Genomic DNA, 22,190 nt, shown 5'->3' with positions numbered 1-22,190 from the left:
CTCGTGCAACCGGCGGTCAGGCCAGCTGCCGTGGACAGCGCGCGTCTGGGGCGCCTCGCCATCGCCAGCCTGCACGCCGAACTGGCCCTTGCACCCAAGCCAGGGTTGGTCACCCCCTTCGACAGCGGCAGCCACCACGACATGGACGCCGGCACGTTCCTGCGCAGCCTGTTCACGCTGCGCCACTACTTCATCGCCGTGGCCGACGCCGGTGCCAGCGCGGCACCGTTCCAGACGTTGCGCCGGCACGGCATCGCTGCGGAGATATCGATGCTGCACGCCACTGCGGGCATCAACACTCATCGCGGCGCGATCTTCAGCCTTGGCCTGCTGGTGGCGGCTTCCGCTGCCTGTCGGGGCCGCGCGGGCGGTGCCATCGCAGCCGAGCAGGTCTGCCAGGAAGTGCGCCGCTGGGCTGCCGAGCTCGCCGACGCACCTCTAGATGCGAACAGCCCTGGCCAGCGCGCGCGCGCGCGGCACGGCGTGCAGGGTGTGCGCGAACAAGCGACCGCCGGCTACCCGCTGCTGCGCGAGGTGGCACTGCCTGCCCTGCGCCACGCGCTGGCCAGCGACCTGCCACGCCAGGCCGCGATGTGCCAGACCCTGATGCAGCTGATCGCGTGCGTGGATGACCTCAACCTGCTGCACCGTGGCGGCGTCGACGGCCTGCGCTGGGCCCAGCAACAGGCGCGAGGGTTCCTCGATGCCGGTGGCGCCTTCGTACCCGGCTGGCAGGCATGCCTGCACAGCATCGGTGATGGATTCGTCGCACGCCGGCTGAGCCCCGGCGGCAGTGCCGACCTGCTGGCCTGTGCCTGGTTCCTGCTGCAGCAGGAGGTTGCATGAGCCTTGCCCTGCTCTGCCCCGGCCAAGGTGCGCAGCATGCGGCAATGTTCGACCGCGTGCGCGATCTGCCCGCCGTGCGCGACGTACTGGAGACCGCCAGCGCAGTGCTTGGACGCGACGTGTTCGCGGCAGCTGCTGACGAATCGCGCTTCGACAATGTTCTGGCGCAGCCCTTGCTGTGTGCAGCCAGCCTTGCGCACTGGCAGGGACTTCGCGAAGCGGCGCCTGCACCGGTGCTGGTGGCCGGCTACAGCATCGGCGAGCTCGCCGCGCATGCCATCGCCGGCAGCTTTGATGCGGCCACCTGCCTGGCGCTGGCTGCGCAACGTGCGCAATTGATGGACAGCGCCAGCCCCGCCGATGCAGGCCTGCAGGCGGTGCTCGGGCTGGAACGCCATGTACTGCAGCCGCTGTGCGATCTGCACGGCGCGCACGTGGCCATCGCCAACGGGCAGGACCATTTCATCGTGGGCGGCACGCACGCCTCGTTGCAGCGGCTGGACGATGCAGCGCGGGCGCAGGGCGCGGACATCCGTCTGCTGCCGGTGCGCGTGCCCGCACACACACCATTGCTGGCGACGGCGGTCGCACCGTTCGCTGCCGCACTCGATGCATCGCCACTGCAGGCCCCACGCCTGCCGCTGCTGGCCGGCATCGATGCGCGACCGGTGCGGGACCGCGCAACGGCAGTCCACACGCTGTCGTTGCAACTGGCGCAGACCATCGAATGGGCGCAGGTGATGCGCCAGGCCTTCGAGCGCGGCGCGCGCGTGTTCCTGCAGCTGGGCCCGGGCAACGCGCTGGCGCGCATGGTCGCGCCGGCCTATCCGTGCTGCGAGGTGCGCGCGGTGGAAGAGTTCCAGAGCCTTGAAGGCGCGGCGGCCTGGGTCCGCAGCGCGCTGGAGCGGCTGCAGTAACGGGTTCGAGCAGTACGTATCACGCAACACGCCGTACGTCGCCTTACCCCGGGATGGCGGGTCTCCATCCGCGCTGTACGTGAGTCACGTGTCTGGGAGGGCGCATGAGTCCACAAATCGCAACGATCATCGGTCTGGTGATCATGTTCATCGTCGCCACGGCGATGCCGATCAACATGGGTGCCGTCGCCTTCGCGCTGGCCTTCATCATCGGCGGGCTGTGGGTCGACATGGGCGGCAAGGAGGTCCTGGCCGGCTTTCCCGGCGATCTGTTCCTGACCCTGGTCGGCATCACCTACCTGTTCGCCATCGCGCAGAAGAACGGCACCATCGACCTGCTGGTGCACTGGGCAGTAAAAGCCGTGCGCGGCCATATCGTGGCCATTCCGTGGGTGATGTTCGTGATCACCGCGGTGCTGACCGCCTTCGGCGCGCTGGGCCCGGCGGCGGTCGCGATCATCGGTCCGGTCGCGCTGCGCTTTGCCAAGCAGTACAACATCAATCCACTGATGATGGGCCTGCTGGTCATCCATGGCGCGCAGGCCGGTGGCTTCTCTCCGATCAGCGTGTACGGCAGCATCACCAACGGCGTGGTGCAGAAAGCCGGGCTGGAAGTGACCGAGATGGCGGTGTTCCTGACCAGCCTGGGCTTCAACTTCATGATGGCGACGATCTGCTTCTTCGCGTTCGGCGGCATCGCCCTGCTGCGGCGTGGCTCGATCACCGCGGCCGGAACGCTCGGCAATGCCGAGCTGGCGATGGCCGGTGGCCCGCAGGCCTCGTCGCGCCAGTTCGCCATCGAAGGCCATGGCGCGCTGGTCGCAGCCGGCGGCGGCACGCTCAGCAATGATCCGGCAGCACTGGATGCGGTGAGCCTGACCCGCGAGCGCCTGTTCACCCTGATCGGCCTGCTCGGCTTGGGCGTGGCCGCGCTGATCTACAACCTCAACGTCGGCCTGGTCTCGATCACCGTGGCTGTCGCGCTGGCACTGCTGTCGCCACAAAGCCAGAAGGGCGCGGTCGATGGCATCAGCTGGTCCACCGTGCTGCTGATCTGCGGTGTGGTGACCTACATCGGCGTGCTGGAACATGCCGGCGCGGTGGACTTCATCGGCAATGGCGTGTCCGACATCGGCATTCCGCTGCTCGGCGCGCTGCTGGTCTGCTACGTCGGCGGCATTGTCTCCGCATTCGCCTCGTCGGCTGCGGTGCTGGGCGCCACGATTCCGCTGGCGGTACCGTTCCTGATGCAGGGTCACCTCAGCGCCGCCGGCGTGATCTGCGCGCTGGCGGTGTCGTCCACCATCGTCGATGTCAGCCCGTTCTCCACCAATGGCGCACTGGTGGTGGCCTCGGCAGCCAAAGAGGAACGCGAGACCCTGTTCCGCCGCTTCCTGGTCTACAGCGGACTGGTGGTGGCCCTGGGGCCGCTGCTGGCCTGGCTGGTGTTCGTGGTGCCGGGCTGGATGTAACCGCCGGACGGTCGTGCCGGCCACTGGTCGGCACGACCTGGCGTTACACTCTGCGCATGGCTATTGCCCCTGCCCCGCGGTCACCGAAGAAGCGCGCGCCTCTGTATGAAGAGGTTGCCGAACACGTGCGCGAACGCATCTACGATTACCGCCTGCCGCCGGGTGAGTGGATCGACGAGCCCGCGCTGTGCGAAGAACTGGGCATCAGCCGCACACCGCTGCGCGAAGCGCTGAAGCTGCTGGCCGCCGAAGGTCTGGTGCAGATTGACGCGGGTCGTGGCAGCAGGGTCACCCGACTGACGCTGGAAGACCTCAACCAGTTGTTCCCGGTGATGGCCATGCTGGAAGGCCGCTGCGCGCACGAGGCGGTCAGGCACATCGACGATGCCGGCGTGCAGCAGCTGGAAGACCTGCATGCCGCGATGGAAACCGCGGCAGCCGAGGGCAACATCGCCGAGTACTACCGCAACAACTACCTGATCCACGAAACCGTGCAGCACTACGCCGGCAACCCGTGGCTGATCCGCATCACCCACGATCTGCATCGCATCCTGAAGATGCATCGCGGCCGCCAGCTGCTGACACCGGGGCGCACCGCGCAGTCGCTGGCCGAACATCGCGAGCTGATGGAGTGCTTCCGACGCCGCGACGCGCAGGCTGCCGAACGCACCATGGAGCGCCATCTGCTGAGCCAGGGCCAGGCTCTGGCCGCCTATGTGGCAGCAGGCGGGCTGTTGAACGTGCCGGCGCCCTTGCCGACCGAAGGCGGCGGTTGAGCGGATGAGGTTGCCGGCCAGCGGCCGGCACTACCAGGACGTGACCTTGGCCGGCACCCTGGAACGTCTCATCAATCGCCGCCACCGCAGCTGCCGCCGTCACCACCCCCACCGCTGTCGCCGCTTCCGCAGTCAGAGCTGCTGTAGCTGTGATGGCTGTGGTTGTCACGGGAATAGCCAACGGAGGTGTCATGGCTTCCGCCGCCATCCCCCCGGCTGCCCGAGCCATCGGCCGTGGCCACCGCCATGCACAGGATGGCGCCGACCAGCGGCAGCAGCCAGACCAGCAGCAACTGCACCGTCCGGCCGCCTGCCGAGAGGCCATCGCGCCTGACGATCACCACGGTAGCCACCACGTTCAGGCCCAGCACCAGCAGGACCAGCAGAAGGGCAACGATCAGCATTCGGCGGTTCCGTGCCTGGACTGGGGGCATTATGGCCTGCCTCCCCGGCAATGGCCCTGCCTGTCATGAAGATGGGACAATGTAGGGCGCGCCGGCCTGCTTCCGGGCCGCCGGCGCCCCCCGCACCACACGGAAGAAGAAGAACAACAACATGCTGAAAGTCATTTTCGATACCGACCCGGGCGTCGACGACGCCCTGGCCCTGCTGTACCTGCACAAGCACGCCCAGATCGACCTGATCGGCGTCACCACCACCTTCGGCAATGCCTCGGTGGAGTCGACCACGCACAATGCGCTGTACCTGAAGCAGGCCTGGGGCTTTGCCGCCCCGGTCGCACGCGGTGCCGGCGGCCCGCTGCAGCCGGAAGCCACCCCGGAAGCCTGGCCGGTGCACATCCATGGCCACAACGGCCTGGGCAACCACCCGGTGCCGGCCAGCCTGGACGTGGCGGCCGATGCGCGCCCGGCCCACCAGCTGATCATCGACCTGGTCCGCGCCCATCCGGGCGAGGTGACCCTGGTCGCGGTCGGCCGCATGACCAACCTGGCCCTGGCCCTGCAGCAGGCGCCGGACATCGCCGGCCTGGTGCGCGGCGTGGTGATCATGGGCGGCGCCTTCCACGTCAACGGCAACATCACCCCGGCCGCCGAGGCCAACATCTGGGGCGACGCCGAAGCGGCCGACGTGGTGTTCACCGCCAGCTGGCCGGTCACCGCCATCGGCCTGGACGTGACCACCCGCGTGGAAATGGACCGTGACGGCCTGGACAAGCTGGCTGCGATCGGTGGTGCCGATGCCGAACTGGTGCGTGCGCTGTCGCAGGATTACGTGGACTTCTACCTGCAGGCCGGCCACAAGGGCATGGTCGTGCACGACTGCTGCGCCTGCATCGCGCTGACCCGTCCGGAGCTGTTCCGGTTCGAGCGCGCCAGCGTGCGCGTGGCCACCGACGGCGTCGCCCGCGGCATGACCATTCCCAAGCCGGAAGGCCTGGCGTTCGGCCCCAGCGTGTGGGACGGCCACGTGGTGCAGTCGATTGCCATCGGCGTGGATGCGGCCGCCGTGCTGGCCGACATCGAGCAGACCCTGAAGGTCTGACCCGCTAGCGCTTGGCCCTGCCCGGGACCGTCTCGGGCAGGGTCCACAGCACCGGCAGCACCAGCACCGCCACCAGCGCGATCATCGCGCCCGGCGCCGCCGCCCAGCCGCTGCGTTCCACCCACCATTGCGCCAGCCATGGCGTTGCCCCGCCGAAGAAGGCCGTGGCCATGGTCACGCCCAGTGCCAGCCCACTCACCCGCCCTTCGCCGGGGAACTGCTCGGCCGTGGCCGGGGCCGCCACCGCGCTCACGCCACCGGCCACGCAGGCCAGCAACACCGCGGCCAGCGCGATGCCCAGCGGCGTCGCCTGCGCCATCCACGCGAACAAGGACAGCGGCAGCAGCGCTGCCAGCACGGTCAGGCCCAACAGCACCGGCCGTCGTCCGACACGGTCGGACAATGCGCCGCACAGGGGCGTGATCGCGATCACCGCCACTGCCGCAATCGTCGACAGCCACAGCGCATCGCCCTCATCGTGGCCCCGCGCATGCAGGAATGCGGGCACATAGGTGATGCCGACGTAGTAAGTAATCGAGCCCAGCGCCGAGATCGCGAACGTGCGCGCCACCGCCAGCGGATGGTTGCGCAGGACATGGCGAAGCGGCGTGGCCGGAATGCTGCCCTCACGGCGCTGACGCTCGAACTCCGGCGACTCGTGCATGCCCGAGCGTGCGACCAGGATCACCAGTGCCAGCGCCGCGCCAACGAAGAACGGAATACGCCAGCCCCAGCTGTCCAGCTGCGCGGGCGCGAGCAGCGCCACGGTAACCGCAGAGATCGCCACCGCCAGCAGCGCACCCACCTCGCTGGCGGCCGAAGCCAGCGAGGTCACCAGGCCGCGTCGCCGCGCCGGTGCGCTTTCCAGCAGGTACGCCACCACGCCGGTGTACTCGCCGCCCACCGAAAACGCCATCACGCAGCGCAGTACCAGCAGCAGTACGCCCGCCGTGGTGCCTGCGGTGGCCGTTGGCAGCAGCGCAGTGGCCAGCATTGCCGCCGCCATCAACGCCATCGAAGCCAGCAGCATCCAGCGCCGGCCCAGGCGGTCGCCAAGGTGGCCGAAGCACAGCGCGCCCAGCGGGCGCATCAGGTAGGACACCGCGAAGCCGGCCAGCGTGACCAGCAGCGCCTGTTCGCCGCCGCCGAAGAACACCCGCGACAGCACAGTGGCGAAATACAGGTACAGGGTGAAGTCGTACCACTCCACTACCGTGGACAGGCCCGCCACCCACATCGAGCGCTGCCGCGCCGCGGTCATTGCGTATTCGCCTTCAACAGCCTCGATCCCGGTTGCGCAGGTTCCGCGCAGCGTGGCATGGACGGGGTGAAATACCGGTCATCGGCTGTCCGCTGCCTGCATGTACTGGGTTTCATGGCCGGTGAAACGCTCGCCGTCAAAGCCGAAGCAGAAGCGCCCCTCCTCGAACACGCGGTAGACCAGCAACGCGCCATCGAGGCAGAACTGCGGCTGGTCCACGCCCGTTTCCAGTGTCCCGTAGCCGGTAGCATCACCGCCCTTCCCCGCCGGCCCGGTGAAGGCATCGAACGGCAGTGGCGTCGCCCTGCCCGTGCGGGTATCGACCAACACCAGCGTGCGCTGGAAGTACTCGGGTCGATCATCGACCTGCACCAGCAGGTAGTGCTCGTTGAAATTGGGTTTCTGATGCTGGAGGGCATCTTCGATGGCGGCCCGGTGCGGCGCATCGCAGAAGTCGACCGGGCTGTAGCGGTAGCTGCAACCGTCGTGGTCGTAGGGCAGGTTCATGCCCGAGTAGCTGACGCCTGCCTGGCTGCCCAGATTGTCTCCCGGTTCCGGCGTGCTGCACAGCAGCCACGAACGCTGCGCATCCTCCGGGTCGGCCAGCAGCTTCGGCTCGCGGCCCTCCTCGTAAGCCACACCACCCGGGAATTCCTGGCCGAAACGCTGGCGGACGATGGGACGTGCCTTCTCCAGCGGCAGGCCGATCTTCGCGCCACGGAACGAGACGAAGGTCATCGTCGGCAGGATCACCTCCTCCACCGGCAGTCCCTTCCACTGCCCCTGCACGCAGAACGTGGCGATCTCGTTCTCCTCATCTTCCTTGCAGGGCTTCGGTGCATTCGTGGCCAGCCAGGGGTCGGCCGGGCGGTCGGTCTGCAGATCGATGTACCAGCCTTCCAGCGCGCAGGTCGGCAGGGCATCGAGCAGCGGAGAGAGGTCTGTTGCGGTGGCCGGGGCGGCAAGTGGTGCGGCCGCTGCGGGCGCGTCGGCCGGTACGTCTGGTGCGCGCTGGCAGGCCGCCAGCGCGAGTAGACCGACCAGCAGCGCGACGTGGCGCGGGCGCCGGATTGAATGCTGCGTTCCCTGCATTGCGTGTTTCCTGGTTTCGACACTCCCGGCAGATGATCGCCGATCCCGAAGCCGTGCAGGAACGTCGCAGATCCCACATCGGGGTCAGCGCCCTTCGCTCCCGCAAAGGGATCCGACCCCGCCCGTTACACCGGCAGCTGCAGTTCCGCCCGCAGGCCGCCGCCCTCGCGGTTGTGCAACGTCAGCGAGCCGCCCAGCGACTGTGCCAGCTGCACCGCGATGGCCAGGCCCAGGCCAGTGCCGCCGGTATCGCGGTTGCGCGAGCTTTCCAGCCGATGGAACGGCGCCAGCACTGCCTGCAGCTGGTCCTCGGGAATGCCAGGGCCACGGTCGGAAATGCTGATCCACACTCTGCCGGCGTCATCACGGCCCGCCTCGACCTCGGCGGCACCCGCGTAACGCAACGCGTTGTCGACCAGATTGCCGACCACCCGGCGCAGCGGCTGCGGCCAGGTCTGCACGACCAGTCCAGCGGGCGCAACACCGCTGACCGGCTTGCCCATGTCCTCGTAATCGCCCACCACACTGGCCAGGAACGCGCCCAGGTCCATCGACACCGGTGCGCCACTGGCGACGTGGCTGCTGCGCGCATAGGCCACGCCCTCACGCACCAGTTGACCCAGATGGTCGAGGTCGTCCAGCAACCGCTGCTGGGTGCTGTCTTCAGGCAGGGTCTCCACCCGAAGCTTCATGCGCGTGATGGGGGTCTGCAGGTCATGCGAGATCGCGGCCAGGATCTGCAGGCGCTCACTGACATGGCCACGAATGCGTGCCTGCAGTGCGTTGAGCGCGGCCGCCGCGCCGCCCACTTCCGCCGGGCCATCTTCAGGCAGTTCGGGCCCGTCCTTGCCCGGCTGCAGATGCTCCACCGCATGCGACAGCTGCTGCAGCGGGCGCATGGCCAGGCGCACCGCCAGCCACGCGCACACCAGCAGCAGCGCGAGCTGCACCAGCAACACGGCGGGCAGCCAGCGCGCCAGCGGCAGGCCCGACGGGGTGACTTCGATGGTCAAGGGGGTGCCGTCGTGCAGGCGCAGTTCCACCTCGAACCGCTCCGGCAGGCGAGCCACCTGGCGCGCCTGCAACGGATAGCGGCGCTGCAGGCTGTCGTCGATGATCGCGGTGACCTGGCGTGCACGATCGGTCTGCAGTCCCGGCCCAGCCGCAGCCGGGCGCAGCAGGTAACGGTAGGTGCGCCGCTCCAGCCGCGGCACCCAGGCCGCGCGCTGGCCTGCGGGCAGGTGTTCCAGCAGCGCGACACTCACGGCCACGTCTTCGTCCAGGTTGCGCAGCATCATGCTGCGGGTGGACTGGTAGCGTTCGAAGAACAGCAGGCCGAAGGACAGTGCGTGGGCCAGGGTCAGTCCGCCCAGCAGCACCAGCAGCAGCCGCGCCGACAGCGTGCGCGGCCAGCGTGGGCGGTGTGCGGTGGTGTTCATTCGTCCGGCCCCAGCAACTGCACCGGCAGGCTGAACACATAGCCTTCGCTGCGCACGGTCTTGATGTAGGTCGGCTCGCGTGCGTCGTCACCCAGGCGCTGCCGCACGCGGCTGACCAGCAGATCGATCGAGCGGTCGAACAGTTCGGCATCGCGGCCCTGGGTGAGGCTGAGCAGCTGGTCACGGCTGAGCACCCGATTGGCGTGATCGAGGAACACGCGCAACAGGCGGAACTCGGCGCCACTGAGCGGATGCGCGGTGTCCTGCGCATCCAGCAGATGGCGTGCGGTGGTGTCCAGGCGCCACTCGCCGAAGGCCAGCTGGCGACCTGCTTCGCTCACCTGCAGATTTGGCGGCAGCATCTGCGTGCGGCGGATCACCGCATTGATGCGTGCCAGCAGTTCGCGCGAAGAGAAGGGCTTGGTCACATAGTCATCAGCGCCCATTTCCAGGCCGATGATGCGGTCGGTCTCGTCGTCGCGGGCGGTCAGCAGCACCACCGGCACCGCACGATGCTTGCCGGCGCGCAGGTTGCGGCACAGGCTCAGGCCGTCCTCGCCCGGCATCATCACGTCCAGCACCACCAGATCCACGGCATGGGTATCCATCAGCGCGCGCATGGCCCGGCCACCGTCGGCCTGGCTCACGCGCAGGCCGTTGCGCTGCAGGTAATCGGCCAGCATCTGGCGGATCTCGCTGTCATCGTCGACGACCAGGATATGCGGTACGTGGTTCATTGCGTTCTCGATGAAGACGGAGGTCAGGGCCGCGCTGCGCGGCCATGGTAGCGCGGCTCAGGGACTGGCCAGCAGGCGCTGGATCTCGCTTTCGGTACGTGCGTAGTCGCCCTCGCCGTAATGGCGGTAGACCACCCGCCCCTGACGGTCGAGCAGGTACAGCGCGGGCCAGAAGCGGTTGCGCCAGGCGTTCCAGATCCGGTACTGGTTGTCCTGCACCACCGGCCAGGTGATGTCCAACCGTGCGATGGCCTTGCGCACGTTGCCGGGCAGCCCTTCATAGGCGAACTCCGGCGTATGCACGCCGATCACCCTCAGGCCCCGCGACGCGTAGCGTGCATGCCACTGGTGGACATGCGGCGCAACGTTGAGGCAGTTGCGGCAGGTGTAGGTCCAGAACTCGACCAGCACCACCTGCCCCCGCAACTGCTTCAGTGTGAGCGGTGGGCTGTTGTGCCAGGGCCCGCCACCATCGAACCCGGCAGCAGGAGCGGCCTGCGCCGGATGCGCACCGGCCTCCGGGCTGGGCCAGGCCATCAGCAGCGCCGCCCCACCCAGCAGGCCCAGCAGCAACGGCAGTACATGCACACGCAGCGCGCCCATCGTTCAGCCTCCCTGCTCGGCCAGCGGCAGTTCGGCCGGCTTCACGCCTGCGGCTTCCAGAATGCTGTCAGCCACCTGAGCCGGGTGCGAGAGCAGCGACACATGGCTGCTGCCGATCGATTGCAGCTGCGCGCCAATGCGCTTTGCGGTGGCCGCCTGCAGTTGCGGCGACAACATGCGGTCGTCACGGCTGAGCACGTACCAGCTCGGCTTGCTGCGCCACGCGGCCACAGTGACGGACTCACCCAGCGCGCTGGCCTTCAAGGGCACCTGCGTGCTGTACAACAGTGCAGCGGTCTTCTTCATCACATCCGGTGCGAAGTCCTGGGCGATGGCGTCGGCTGGCAGGGTCAGGTAGCCGTCCTTCTCCTGCAGGCGCGTCAGGCCCGGGCCGACCGGATAGCCCTCGCCCTGCTGTGCCGATGACTGCCCGGCATCCGGTGCGAATGCGGCCACGTACACCAGCGCCTGCACCTTGGGATCGTTGCCCGCTTCGGTGATGACCGTGCCGCCCCAGCTGTGGCCGACCAGCACGACCTTGCCCGGTGCGGCGGCAATCGCGCGACGGGTGGCGGCCACATCGTCGGCCAGCGAGGTGAGCGGGTTCTGCACGGCCACCGCAGGCAGTTTCCAGTCATGCAGGGTGGTGATGACCTTGTTCCAGCTGGAGCCATCGGCGAAGGCACCGTGGACCAGGATGACGGTGGGCGCGGCGCCGGCATCGGCCTCGGCGGCGAATGCCGGCGCCGCGACGCCGGCAAGGGCGAGGGCAGCGGCGAGCAGGGTGGTGCGGATCATGGGTGGCACTCCGGTGTTGGGAGTGGCCATTTCCGCTTGGGGGTGTATCGGCGCTGTTTCGCTGCGAGGCAGAGTTGTACCGGACTGTAGGGCGGCGGCGGATTTCTACAGTTGGATACATTCGGCCGCTGGGCATGGCCCGGCGAACGCCCGACGCGGCATCTTTGTATCTGAATGTACGAACCCCCTGACACCGCCACAGTCGCTGACAAAACCGCGGGCAACAGCACACGTTGCCGATACCTGCGTGGCTCGGAATGGCTTCCATCGACCACTGGCCCGCAGGACACTCCCATGATCAGCTCCGCTTCTTCCGTGTATACACCCCGCCTGGACGCCGTCGGCCGCTGGCTCTCGCCATTGGCGCTGCGCGCCCTGCTGGCCTGGGAGTTCTTTGAATCGGGCCGCGAGAAGCTGGGCGGACAGAACTGGTTCGCCGACCTGGAAGGGCGTTTCCCGTTCCCGTTCTCCACCCTGCCTGCGTCACTCAACTGGCAGCTGGCCACCTGGCTGGAACTGGTGGGCGCGGTGATGCTGCTGCTGGGCCTGGCCACGCGCTCGGTGGCCTACATCTTCTGGGTGCTGACCCTTGTCGCCATCGCTGCCGTGCACTGGCCGGACCAATGGAACAGCCTGGGTGAGCTGTGGCAGGGCTACGCAATCACCGACCAGGGCTACGGCAACTTCAAGCTGCCGCTGCTGTTCCTGGCCATGCTGCTGCCGCTGATCCTCAACGGCGGCGGTGCACTCAGCCTGGACCGCCTGCTGGCCGGCCCGCAGCGCGCCGCGGCGGGCAACGACGGCCTCGGCTGGGGCGTGAGCCTGATCGCCCTGCTGCTGCCGGTCGCCGCGCTGCTGCCCGGTATCGGTTTCGGTGGCGCACTACTCGGCGGCGCCCTGCTGCTGGGTTACCGACTGCGCCGTCGCCGCAACGCCTGATCCGCTTCACCCCTTCCCGCGCTTCTTCCCTTCGTTTCCGTCGCCTTCAAGCGGCGTCCATCCCGCACGCCCTGCGTGCCCATCCAAGGAGTCATCACCATGTCCGTCTCGACCAAGAACACCGCTGCTTCCCGTCTGCCGCGCATCGGCGCCATCGGCATCGCCCTGGCCGGTGGCCTGCTGCTGGCCGGCCAGGCGCCCGCGATCCAGCCACTGGCCATCGGTGCCGTGGCCATGAGCGCCGCCGCCGAAGGCAAGTGCGGTGAAGGCAAGTGCGGCGCCAACAAGGCCGCCACTGGCAAGCCTGCCGCCAAGGCCAAGGTGGCCGAAGGCCAGTGTGGCGAAGGCAAGTGCGGCGACGCTTCGTTTGCCCGCACCGACCGTGACCACGACGGCCGGGTCTCGCGTGCCGAGTTCAACGCCGTGGCGGCGCCACTGCCCTGGAGTACCGTCGCATGCGCTTGCCCCTGCCTTCCGCCAGTGCCGGTCTCGGCCTGCGCCGTGGCCTGATCGATGAACTGCTGGCGATGCCGGCCGATGCCATCGACTTCCTCGAAGTGTCGCCGGACAACTGGATCGGAGTTGGCGGTGCCCACGGCGCCGCGCTGCGCCAGCTGAGTGAGCGCCATCGCCTGACCTGCCACGGCCTGTCGCTGTCGCTGGGAGGGCCGGACCCGCTGGACCGCACCCTGCTGACGCAGACCCGCGCGTTCCTCGACCTGCACCAGGTGCAGCTGTACAGCGAACACCTGAGCTACTGCGCCGCCGGCGGCCATGTCTATGACCTGCTGCCGCTGCCGTTCACCACCGAGGCCGTGCATCACGTTGCCGGTCGCATCCGCCAGGTGCAGGACACACTGGGCCGGCGCATCGCCGTGGAGAACATCTCCTACTACGCCGTGCCAGGCGCGGACATGAGCGAGATCGACTTCATCACTGCAGTGCTGGCCGAGGCCGACTGCAACCTGCTGCTGGACGTCAACAATGTCTTCGTCAACGCCTGCAACAACGGCTACGACGCCTTCGATTTCCTGGCACGCGTGCCGGCGCATCGCGTCGCCTCGCTGCACGTGGCCGGCCACTTCGACGAAGACGATGGCTTCAAGATCGACACCCACGGCGCGCCGGTGAAGGGCGTGGTCTGGGCGCTGCTGGGTGAGGCCTATGCGCGTGTCGGCGTGCGCCCCACCCTGCTGGAGCGCGATTTCAACTTCCCGCCTTTGGCCGAGCTGCTGGCCGAGGTGGAGCAGATCCGCCACGCGCAGGCCGATGTGCTGCTGCCCGAGGTGGCCCATGGCTGAGCCGCTGGCCACCCTGCAGCAGCGCTGGGCCGACCATGTACGCGACCCATCGATGCCCGCGCCTGAGGGCATCGATGCACGGCGGATGGCGGTCTACCGCCGCCTCTGCATCGACAGCCTGGACAGCCTGCTGGCAAGCAGCCTGCCGCGCCTGCAGGCGCAACTGGGTGATGCCTGCTGGCGCGACACCGTGGAGCACTACTACGCGCGGCATGCCTGCCATACCCCACTGTTCCCGCAGATCGCCGGCGAATTCGCCGCGTGGCTGGGCGTGCAGGCAGACCTCGCGCTGCCGGGCTGGGTGGCGGAACTGGCGCATTACGAAAGCACGCAGCAGGCACTGCACATTGAAGCGCGGCACACCGGCCAGCAGCCGTTGCATGCGCCACAGGCAGACAGCGTGCTGGCGCTGTCTCCACTGGTGCGGGTGCTGGGCTACCAGTGGCCTGTGCATGAGGACGCCGGCCAGAACGGTGCGCCTACCGCGATGCCGACGTTGCTGCTGCTGCGACGCCTGGGTGACTTCAGCCTGCAGGTGCAGGAACTTTCACCGCTGGCATATGCGCTGCTGTCGGCGTTCGGCGATGACGGCGCCCGTGCGGAAGACGCGCTGCAGGTACTGGCCGATCTGCATGGCGTGGCCGCCGACGAACTACGCACAGCCTGCATTCCGCTGCTGGGCGAGCTGTGCGCGGCCGGCGTGCTGGTTGTGCCGAACGACTGTTGAAGGCGCCGGCCAGCGGCCGGCACTCCCCATTCCTTGGCCGGCCAGAGGCCGGTGCCACCCATTTCCTGATTCGAGGTTTGATCATGGCTGTTTCCAATACGTCCTCCCTGCACGGCTGGCGCCTGTTCGTGGCCATCGCCGTGGTCCTGATCGCCTTCGCACTGGCGGCGTTCACCCTGCAGCCCGACGTGGTCGAGGGCAGCCGCGCGGCGATCCGGGTGACGGCACGCACATCGTTCCTGCTGTTCCTGGTCGCCTTCACCGCATCCTCGTTCGCCAGCCTGCTGCCCGGCCCGTTCACCCGCTTCCTGCTGCGCGAGCGTCGCATCGTCGGCCTGTCGTTCGCGTTCTCGCACCTGCTGCATGCGGTGGCGATCACCGCCTTCGGCATCCTCAACCCCGCGTTCTGGCCGGCGCGCTCAGCGCTGGCCAACCTGCCGGGCACGATCGGCTATGTAGCCATCCTCGCCCTGGCCATCACCTCGCATCGTGGCATCGCCCGCCGCATGGGTCCCACTGCGTGGCGTCGCCTGCACGTGACCGGCATGTGGATCATCGCCGCAGTGTTCACCTATTCGTACTTCAAGCGCGTGCCCGGCAACTTCTGGTACGCGGTGCCCTCCGCGTTGCTCTTCACCGCCGTCGTGGTGCGTGCGATCGCCAAGCGGGCGCAGTCGCTGCGGCGCAATGCGCATGCGCGGCCGCCGCTGCGGAGTTCTTGAGGAGGCGGTTACCTGTAGAGCCGAGCCCATGCTCGGCTGCCTCTGGTTCAGCCGAGCATGGGCTCGGCTCTACAGAGGGATCCCGGCACGAAAGGCAGCGAATTCCCTGCGGAAATGGATCTGACCCCACTTCAGGTCACGGGGCGCGGCGCAGGGTGATCAGGGTGATCTCCGACGGCACGCCGATGCGCGCGGGGAATCCGGCCCACAGGCCAGCGCCATTGCTCACGTACAGTGTCATCCCGTCCACCTCGTAACGCCCGGAGACATAGCCACCGTTGGCCCGCTTCACCAGCTGGTCCATGCCGATGATCTGACCGCCGTGGGTATGCCCGGACAATTGCAGCTTCACACCGCGCGCAGCGGCCTCACGCGCATTGCGTGGGCGATGATCGAGCAGGATCACCGGCGCGGAGGGATCGGCGCCAGCCAATGCAGCGTCCATATCCGGCAGCGGCAGGCCGTAGCGTGCCGCCACCGGGTCGGTGACACCGGCGATGGTCAGCGCCGCATCGCCACGCCGCACCTGCATGTGGCTGTTCTCCAGCACCTGCATGTGCAGCGCGCGAAACGCCTGCATCCACGCCTGGTACTGCGCGTAATACTCGTGGTTGCCGGTGATGGCGACGACGCCGTCCGGCGCCCGCAGGTCCACGAGTGGACGCGCGTCGTCACGGCGGGCCTCGACACTGCCGTCGATCAGGTCGCCGGTGATCACGATCAGGTCCGGCGTCAGTGCGTTGCTCTGGTCCACCACCCTGCGCACCCAGTCACCGGTCAGCAGGCGGCTGGCGTGGATGTCGGTCAGCTGCAGCACGCGATAGCCGTCGAACGCGGCCGGCAGATCCTTGATCGCCACGTCGATCTGCCGGGGCTGGGGCACCGCCATGCCCTGGCTGATGCCATAACCACTGACCAACAGGGCCAGCAAGCCGGCCGCCGGTCGCAGACTCCGCGTGCGCAATGCGGCTACCGCGCGTGGCCAGCGCAGCAGGCGGGAAACAAGCAGGCTCACGTCCAGCGCCAGCATCAGCAACGCCAGCAGCAACACCGCCGTGGAGCCGGTGGCCAGCGTGGCGATGGCCAGTTTCGGAATCTCGGGCGAGGCCATCGTGCCCCAGAACATGGCGACGATGCGCAGCTGCACGGCAACGCCCACCAACAGCAGTGACAGCACGACTTTCATCCAGATGGGCATGCGCAGCGGCCAGAACAGGCGCCAGGCCACATACAGGCCCATCAACAAACCGATCGTACTCAGCACTGCAACCATCCGGGAAGGAAAGCGGGCCCGCCATGGTGACGGTTGCGGGCCGTGTTGTGTAGAGCCGAGCCCATGCTCGGCTTCTCAACATGCAGCCGAGCATGGGCTCGGCTCTACATCAACAGGTGGGTCAGGCCATTCCGTCGAGGCGCTGCACGCGCAGGCGGGCAATGCGACGCTTCTCCATCGCCAGTACGGTGATGCGTACATCCGCGATCTCCACTGCGTCACCGATGTCCGGCAGGCGTCCCAGGCGCTCCAGCACCAGGCCGGAGATGGTCATGTAGTCGGCACTGCGCGGCAGCGATACGCCCGCCAGGCGCTGCAGATCGTCCAGGGTCAGCGCACCGTCGGCCTCCCACTGGCCTTCCCCCTGCATGACCACGCCATAGCGCTCGTCCTGGGTGTCGACCAGGTCACCGGCAATGGCCGCCAACAGGTCGTTGGCGGTCACCAGGCCTTCCACGCTGCCGTACTCGTCCACCGCCACCGCCAGCGGCACCGGGTGCTGGCGGATCAGTTCCAGCGCCTGCAGCGCACTGGCGCTGGACAGCACGTACTGCGGCTCACGCAGGTTGCCTTCCAGCTGCAGCGGCTTGCCCTGCAGCAGGTCGGCCAGCAGGTCGCGGCTCTGCACCACGCCTCGCAGGCTGTCCAGGTCGCCGTCGCCGACCAGCAGGCGGGTGTGCGGCGATGCCACCAGGCGTGCCACCACGTCGTCCTGTCCACGCGCCAGGTCGATCCACTGCACGTCGGCGCGCACAGTCATCACGCTCGACACCGGGCGATCCGCCAGCCCCAGCACGCTGCGGATCATCTCGTGCTCGGCCGGCTGCAGGCGCTCTTCGGCATCGACGTGTTCGTCAGCACTTTCGTCGTCGTGGCCATTGGTCGGGCGCGCGCCCAGCATGCGCAGCACCGCATCCGCAGTACGTTGGCGGAACGGCTGGCGGCGCTCGTTGCGCTCGCGGTTGAAACGTACCCACTGGTTGAATGCCTCGACCAGGATCGAGAAAGCGATGGCCGCGTACAGGTAGCCCTTCGGGATCTTGTAGCCCAGACCCTCGGCCACCAGGCTGAAACCGATCATCAGCAGGAAGCCCAGGCACAGCACCACCACCGTGGGATGCTTGTTGACGAAGCGGGTCAGCGGCTTGCTGGCCACCAGCATCAATGCCATCGCGATGGTCACCGCGGCGTACATCACGCCCAGGTTGTCGACCATGCCGACCGCAGTGATCACCGAGTCCAGCGAGAACACCGCGTCGAGTACCACGATCTGTGCCACGACCATCGCGAAGCTGGCGTAGACCTTCTTGCCATTGTCCTCGTGCTGGCGGCCTTCCAGCCGCTCATGCAGTTCCATGGTGCCCTTGAACAGCAGGAACAGGCCGCCACCCAGCAGGATCAGGTCGCGTCCGGAGAAACTGTGGTCGAACAGCGTCACCAGCGGCTCGGTCAGCTTCATGATCCAGGCCAGCGCGGCCAGCAGCACCAGCCGCATCAGCAGGGCCAGCGCCAGGCCGATCACCCGCGCGCGGTCACGCTGGTGCGGCGGAAGCTTGTCGGCAAGGATCGCGATGAACACCAGGTTGTCGATGCCGAGAACGATCTCCAGCACGACCAGGGTTGCAAGGCCCATCCATATCGAGGGGTCAGCCAACCATTCCATTTCAGGTCCGTTTCGTCAGTAGGTAGGGAAAAAGGGAAAGCACTCAGTCAGCGTCCTGCGCCTGCGTCGGGTCATGCCCGAGCAGATCACCGGGCGTGCACTGCAGCTCACGGCAGATCGCATCCAGGGTGGAAAAGCGGATGGCACGCGCCTTGCCGGTTTTCAGGATCGACAGGTTGGCCAGGGTGATGTCGATGCGCCCGGCCAGCTCGGACAGGGTCATGCCCCGTTCCTGCAGCATGCGGTCCAGGGTGATGACAATCGCCATCAGATGACACCATCGAGGTCATCGCGCATCGCTGCACCCACGGCGAACACGCGCGCCAGCACGAACAGCATCAGCACCGCCACCAGGCCGGTGATCGACATGCCGCCGCCCACCTCCATCCAGGTGAAGTCGGGCCCCATCCAGGCCGCGTAAGCGCCGATCAGGATCGACAGCAGCTCCATCGCCAGCATCAACCACGCCATGCGTTGCAGGCGCTGCGCGTTGGCGTGGGTGAACGGCCGCTCGCGCGCCGCCGACTTCAGCAGCCGCAGCAGATGGCGCAGGAACAGCAGGCACAGCACCAGCAGCGCGACGATCGCGCCCAGGCCGAGGCAGAAGTGCAGGAACAGGTCGTTGCCGTGCGCGGCAACAGCACCGGCATCATGGACGCTGTCGAGTAGCCAGCGGCGGTCATGGGCGACCAGCGGCACGGCCAGCAGTGCGGCCAGGATGCCCAGCCAGCACATCGCCCGGACGGCCTGTACGGCGGCCTGGGCCAGGGTGAACAGGCCTCGCGCGGGACTGGCGCGGGCGGGACGAACGGTCAAGCGGCCTCCGGCATTGGGGTGGCCTCGCCGCCCCGGAGTGGATTTATCGATAAACGATATACCACACGCTGCGTGAAAGGCTGAATCGCGCGCGTGGCCCCCGTCAGGGCCCAGGCGCGCCCTGCTCCAGCATCGCTTCGCCCGGGGCCGCCGAGGCCATCGCCTGCACGCCTGCATCGGCCGCCTGCCGCGTGACCAGGCGGAAGCGCACCCGCAGCTTGCCCTGCCCCGGCGTGGCCCAGCCGTACTGGATGGCCACCTGATCGGCCGATAGTGGCCCACGCCCTGGCAGCGATCGCACCTGCAACGGCTTGGGTGCGGCCTGCACCAACCGGGCGAATCCCTTCTGCACGACCGCCGCGTCGGCCTTTTCGGCGTAGACCGTACACGTGCCATCGTCAGCCCAGCTCACCGCATAGCGGCCACTGGCCAGAGGCACCATCCACGCCACGCCCGATTGCCCCTGCAACAGCGTGGCGGCTTCGGCGGGCTGCAGCGGCGACAGCCCATTGGATTCCATCAGCGACTGCAACCGCGCCGGGGCACCGATGTGCTGCATGCAGGCGGTGTCGAACAGCTCGCTGAAGGGATCCTGCGCCGGGGCCTTGGCCTTGGGCGTACGCGCGGGTTGCGCCACCGCCAGGGTGGGCAGCAGGGCCAAAGCCAGCCAGAAGAACGCAGGACGCATCGGGATTCCACGCTACGGAAAACAGCAGGGAGGATGGCAAAGGCCTGGCGCGCCGCGCAATGGCCGCGATGGCCACCAGCCTCCCGCTGCCGGGTCAGACTGCCATTTCGCCCTGGTCCTCGCCATCCCAATAGTGGATGCGGCTGGCGCGCACGTGAATCAGTACCAGCCCCGGTGTATCCACGCCCTGCTCGAACCAGCGCTCAAGATCCTTCACCCAGTGCGCGCGCATCACAGCGCGATCGCGCACCAGCGCCGCCCTTCCCTGCACGTGCACGAACAACGGCGGCTTGCCCAGCAGTGACCTGCTGCCGGAAAAACCCAGCGCAACGGCGGGGTCAGCCTCAATCTCGTGCACCATGTCGGTGTCTTCTGTGGTGAAGAACCAGCTGTCACCGTCGTAGTCCACGTCACCGTTGTTGCTCATCGGACGACCGGCAATTTCTCCGCCGGCGCGGGTCTGCAGCATGGTGAAATCGATGTCGGCCATCTTCTTGGCCAGTTCGGGCAGTGTGAGCTGGGTCATGGTGTCGTCCTTCATCAAGTGGAATCCCAGCGTCTGCGCAGAGTGGTGACCGAAGCGTGGAAGGTCAATGTCGGCTTCTTCACAGAAAGCGAGATAGGGCGCGTGGCGCGTGCGTGACGCGCTGCTCACCACCCCACCTGCGTTTGCAGCAGCTGCACGCCCCATCGCGCGCCGGGCGATCCTGCAGACGCTGCGACGGGTGCATGCACGCATTGGCTGACGCGTGCCATCAGCGCGTGATGCGACCGCCCCCCGCGACCCGTACCCGGTCGCGCCCCTGCGCCTTGGCCCGGTACATGGCCGCATCGGCGGCACGCAGCAGGGTGCGCCAGCCGAGCGCGTCGGTGCCGCCCTCGGCCACGCCGAAGCTGGCGGTCACCCGCAGCACGGTGCCACCGGCCAGCGCGATGTCCATCTGCTGCAGGGCCAATCGCAATGACTCGGCCAGCTGGCGGCCACCGGCCAGATCACCGTCGGCCAGCAGCACCAGGAACTCCTCACCACCATAGCGGGCGATGCTGTCGCTGCGGCGCAGGTGGTGCTGCAGCAACTGCGCCACCTGCACCAGCACTTCGTCGCCAGCTTCATGGCCATGGCCATCGTTGATCGCCTTGAAGCGATCCACATCCAGCAGGATCACCACGGCGCTTGCATCGCCTCCGGCGTGCCTCTGCTGCACCACCTCATCCAGCGCGCGCCGGTTCAACAGTCCGGTCAGCTCGTCGGTGCCGGCGAGCTGGCGCAGCTCGCTGGTCAGTGCCGAGCGCTCGCGCGATTTCTCACGCAGTACTTCGATGGCGTCGAACAGGCGCTGCATCTCGGCCAGCGGATGGGTGACATGCTGCTCCGGGCCAGGTGCATCCGTGGCGAGCTGGATCACCTGCTTCTGCGCCTGCAGCAGTGGCTGCAGGATCTGCAGGTGGGCGATGCGCAGGGCCACGCCCAGCACCACCAGCGTGCCCAGCGCGGTCGCCACCAGCACAGCCAGGCGCATGGCCTCGCGGTTGCGGGTGCGTTCGTAGCGGGCGATGGACACGCTCAGGTAGCCATCACGCAGGGCTTCCAGCGACTGCAGGGTAGGCACGTAGCGCGTGGTGAATTCGGCAGCGGTCCACGGCGGTGGTACACCACGGCGGCCATCCTCGATCAACTGCTCGATCATCGGCAGCGATTCGCCGAAGAACTGCCGTCGTGCCATGTCCCAGTGCCATGACAGTTCCGGGTCACTGCGGAACACCGACTCATGGCTGCCCGCCAACCGCCACAGCTCCAGCAGGCGGCCCTCGGTCTGCAGTGCAGCGCGTACCTGCTCCTCGCGCCATGCCCCCGGTACCGCCACCGGGGCCATCACGTTCGAGGCCAGGCGGCCGCCATGTTCGCGAAGATCGATCAGCACCTGGCCCTGCATCGCCGGAATCGCCGCTTCACGGTCGGCGCTGACCAGCACGTTGATCTGTGCCGAGGTCAGCAGGTGCAGGCGATCAACCACGGCGAACATGCCACTGATCGCACGCTCCACCGCCTCCACCCGGCGCGCATCGTGCGGTTGCGCCACCACCCGGTCCACCGCAGCCCGCGCCGACTGCAGGCGACGTTGCGCGTCGGCCAGCAGGCCACGCTCATCCAGCACGCCCGGGTCGTTCTTGAACACGGTCTCCAGCTGCAGCATGGCGGTGTCGACCCGCTTGCGCGCGGCCGCCAGCTGCGCGGCCAGCCGCGCCTGTTCGGCGGCGTCGGCCGGGTCAGCCCCCAGCAGGCTGTTGGCCGGGCCGCGCTCGGCCGAAGCCAGGTTGGCGAGATCGAAGGTCTGCCGCAGCTGGCGCAGACTGGCCAGGTTGTCTTCGGCGCCGGTGTAGCGCAGCGTGCCCTGGACCAGGGCGATGGCCATCAACGGCAGCGTGCACACCACGAACAGCCCAGCCAGGATCCAGACCCAGGTCCGCAACCTGATGGGCGATGCCTTGCCGGCCATGCAGAATTCCCCTGAAGTGCGGCTCACTGTAGCGAGCGGCTCCGGCGGCGCCAAGCCAGCGCCGTACGATCCGCAGGGAGGGATATAGCGCAGCGCGCGCGAACGCGCCGACAACGCCG

General features: G+C 68.0%; 24 protein-coding genes. 10 read left to right on the top strand and 14 right to left on the bottom strand.

Annotated features, from left to right (window positions below; all coding sequences use genetic code 11):
• The first annotated feature begins 30 nt into the window (after positions 1–30).
• The 4 genes from mdcB to O0K41_RS02555 all read left to right on the top strand — a co-directional run bounded on the left by mdcB (position 31) and on the right by O0K41_RS02555 (position 4,011).
• Positions 31–846 (top strand): triphosphoribosyl-dephospho-CoA synthase MdcB, encoded by an 816-nt coding sequence (gene mdcB, locus O0K41_RS02570; protein ID WP_164221425.1) that lies wholly within the window; start codon positions 31–33, stop codon positions 844–846.
• A complete protein-coding gene (mdcH, locus tag O0K41_RS02565; protein ID WP_164221427.1) occupies positions 843–1,763 on the top strand; it encodes a malonate decarboxylase subunit epsilon in 921 nt (306 codons plus the stop codon). Before mdcB ends, mdcH begins: the two co-directional genes overlap by 4 nt.
• Positions 1,764–1,867: 104 nt before the next feature.
• Positions 1,868–3,235, top strand: a complete 1,368-nt coding sequence (locus O0K41_RS02560) for an SLC13 family permease (protein WP_005408510.1) — start codon at positions 1,868–1,870, stop codon at positions 3,233–3,235.
• Positions 3,236–3,291: 56 nt separating this feature from the next.
• Entirely contained in the window at positions 3,292–4,011 is a 720-nt protein-coding gene (locus O0K41_RS02555) for a GntR family transcriptional regulator (RefSeq protein ID WP_005408509.1), read from the top strand.
• Positions 4,012–4,082: 71 nt separating this feature from the next.
• On the opposite strand, the gene O0K41_RS02550 is transcribed toward O0K41_RS02555, so the two are convergent.
• Entirely contained in the window at positions 4,083–4,415 is a 333-nt protein-coding gene (locus O0K41_RS02550) for a hypothetical protein (RefSeq protein WP_164221429.1), read from the bottom strand.
• A gap of 151 nt (positions 4,416–4,566) precedes the next feature.
• On the opposite strand from O0K41_RS02550, the gene O0K41_RS02545 reads away from it, so the two are divergent.
• On the top strand, positions 4,567–5,514 hold the full coding sequence (locus O0K41_RS02545; protein WP_099529764.1) for a nucleoside hydrolase: 948 nt from the start codon (positions 4,567–4,569) through the stop codon (positions 5,512–5,514).
• Positions 5,515–5,518: 4 nt separating this feature from the next.
• On the opposite strand, the gene O0K41_RS02540 is transcribed toward O0K41_RS02545, so the two are convergent.
• The 6 genes from O0K41_RS02540 to O0K41_RS02515 form a co-directional block, all read right to left on the bottom strand.
• Positions 5,519–6,775, bottom strand: a complete 1,257-nt coding sequence (locus O0K41_RS02540; protein ID WP_164221431.1) for an MFS transporter — start codon at positions 6,773–6,775, stop codon at positions 5,519–5,521.
• 78 nt (positions 6,776–6,853) lie between these two features.
• Positions 6,854–7,867: a hypothetical protein gene (locus tag O0K41_RS02535; protein ID WP_049448699.1), complete on the bottom strand. Its 1,014-nt coding sequence runs from the start codon at positions 7,865–7,867 to the stop codon at positions 6,854–6,856.
• A 125-nt stretch (positions 7,868–7,992) separates the two neighbouring features.
• Positions 7,993–9,306 carry a HAMP domain-containing sensor histidine kinase gene (locus O0K41_RS02530; protein ID WP_108270283.1) on the bottom strand — a complete coding sequence of 438 codons (1,314 nt, stop codon included), beginning with the start codon at positions 9,304–9,306 and terminating at the stop codon, positions 7,993–7,995.
• Positions 9,303–10,043, bottom strand: coding sequence for a response regulator (locus O0K41_RS02525; protein WP_049448695.1), 741 nt, complete (start codon positions 10,041–10,043; stop codon positions 9,303–9,305). Before O0K41_RS02525 ends, O0K41_RS02530 begins: the two co-directional genes overlap by 4 nt.
• 57 nt (positions 10,044–10,100) lie before the next feature.
• Complete coding sequence (locus tag O0K41_RS02520) at positions 10,101–10,646, bottom strand: redoxin domain-containing protein (RefSeq protein ID WP_164221433.1); 546 nt, start codon at positions 10,644–10,646, stop codon at positions 10,101–10,103.
• A gap of 3 nt (positions 10,647–10,649) precedes the next feature.
• Complete coding sequence (locus O0K41_RS02515) at positions 10,650–11,444, bottom strand: alpha/beta hydrolase (RefSeq protein ID WP_164221436.1); 795 nt, start codon at positions 11,442–11,444, stop codon at positions 10,650–10,652.
• A 294-nt stretch (positions 11,445–11,738) separates the two neighbouring features.
• On the opposite strand from O0K41_RS02515, the gene O0K41_RS02510 reads away from it, so the two are divergent.
• The 5 genes from O0K41_RS02510 to O0K41_RS02490 all read left to right on the top strand — a co-directional run bounded on the left by O0K41_RS02510 (position 11,739) and on the right by O0K41_RS02490 (position 15,133).
• Positions 11,739–12,383: a DoxX family protein gene (locus O0K41_RS02510; protein WP_010483443.1), complete on the top strand. Its 645-nt coding sequence runs from the start codon at positions 11,739–11,741 to the stop codon at positions 12,381–12,383.
• 99 nt (positions 12,384–12,482) lie between these two features.
• Positions 12,483–12,893, top strand: a complete 411-nt coding sequence (locus O0K41_RS02505; RefSeq protein WP_308304430.1) for an EF-hand domain-containing protein — start codon at positions 12,483–12,485, stop codon at positions 12,891–12,893.
• A complete protein-coding gene (locus O0K41_RS02500; protein WP_164221438.1) occupies positions 12,839–13,684 on the top strand; it encodes a DUF692 domain-containing protein in 846 nt (281 codons plus the stop codon). Before O0K41_RS02505 ends, O0K41_RS02500 begins: the two co-directional genes overlap by 55 nt.
• Positions 13,677–14,411 (top strand): putative DNA-binding domain-containing protein, encoded by a 735-nt coding sequence (locus O0K41_RS02495; protein ID WP_164221440.1) that lies wholly within the window; start codon positions 13,677–13,679, stop codon positions 14,409–14,411. Before O0K41_RS02500 ends, O0K41_RS02495 begins: the two co-directional genes overlap by 8 nt.
• Positions 14,412–14,494: 83 nt before the next feature.
• Positions 14,495–15,133 carry a ferric reductase-like transmembrane domain-containing protein gene (locus O0K41_RS02490; protein WP_164221441.1) on the top strand — a complete coding sequence of 213 codons (639 nt, stop codon included), beginning with the start codon at positions 14,495–14,497 and terminating at the stop codon, positions 15,131–15,133.
• A gap of 136 nt (positions 15,134–15,269) precedes the next feature.
• Here the strand turns inward: O0K41_RS02490 and O0K41_RS02485 are convergent, their stop codons facing one another.
• From O0K41_RS02485 to O0K41_RS02455, 7 genes are all read right to left on the bottom strand, one after another.
• Positions 15,270–16,406: a metallophosphoesterase gene (locus tag O0K41_RS02485; protein WP_164221443.1), complete on the bottom strand. Its 1,137-nt coding sequence runs from the start codon at positions 16,404–16,406 to the stop codon at positions 15,270–15,272.
• 121 nt (positions 16,407–16,527) lie between these two features.
• Positions 16,528–18,069 (bottom strand): TerC family protein, encoded by a 1,542-nt coding sequence (locus O0K41_RS02480; protein WP_164221445.1) that lies wholly within the window; start codon positions 18,067–18,069, stop codon positions 16,528–16,530.
• A 43-nt stretch (positions 18,070–18,112) separates the two neighbouring features.
• A complete protein-coding gene (locus O0K41_RS02475; protein WP_010483459.1) occupies positions 18,113–18,337 on the bottom strand; it encodes a helix-turn-helix transcriptional regulator in 225 nt (74 codons plus the stop codon).
• Positions 18,337–18,804, bottom strand: coding sequence for a DUF2975 domain-containing protein (locus tag O0K41_RS02470; RefSeq protein ID WP_010483460.1), 468 nt, complete (start codon positions 18,802–18,804; stop codon positions 18,337–18,339). The genes O0K41_RS02475 and O0K41_RS02470 overlap by 1 nt, the downstream gene beginning before the upstream one ends.
• A 184-nt stretch (positions 18,805–18,988) precedes the next feature.
• The gene (locus O0K41_RS02465) at positions 18,989–19,573 is read right to left on the bottom strand and encodes a hypothetical protein (RefSeq protein WP_164221447.1); all 585 of its coding nucleotides are present in this window, start codon (positions 19,571–19,573) and stop codon (positions 18,989–18,991) included.
• 94 nt (positions 19,574–19,667) lie between these two features.
• On the bottom strand, positions 19,668–20,099 hold the full coding sequence (locus tag O0K41_RS02460; protein ID WP_180849188.1) for a pyridoxamine 5'-phosphate oxidase family protein: 432 nt from the start codon (positions 20,097–20,099) through the stop codon (positions 19,668–19,670).
• 229 nt (positions 20,100–20,328) lie between these two features.
• The gene (locus O0K41_RS02455) at positions 20,329–22,071 is read right to left on the bottom strand and encodes a GGDEF domain-containing protein (protein WP_164221448.1); all 1,743 of its coding nucleotides are present in this window, start codon (positions 22,069–22,071) and stop codon (positions 20,329–20,331) included.
• Between the last annotated feature and the right edge of the window lie 119 nt (positions 22,072–22,190).

This window comes from Stenotrophomonas sp. Sm2128 (assembly GCF_030985535.1).
In the GTDB taxonomy this organism is placed as follows: Bacteria; Pseudomonadota; Gammaproteobacteria; order Xanthomonadales; family Xanthomonadaceae; genus Stenotrophomonas; species Stenotrophomonas maltophilia.
The sequence above is the reverse complement of the archived record's forward strand: the minus strand, read 5'-3'. Positions and strand labels throughout refer to the sequence as shown.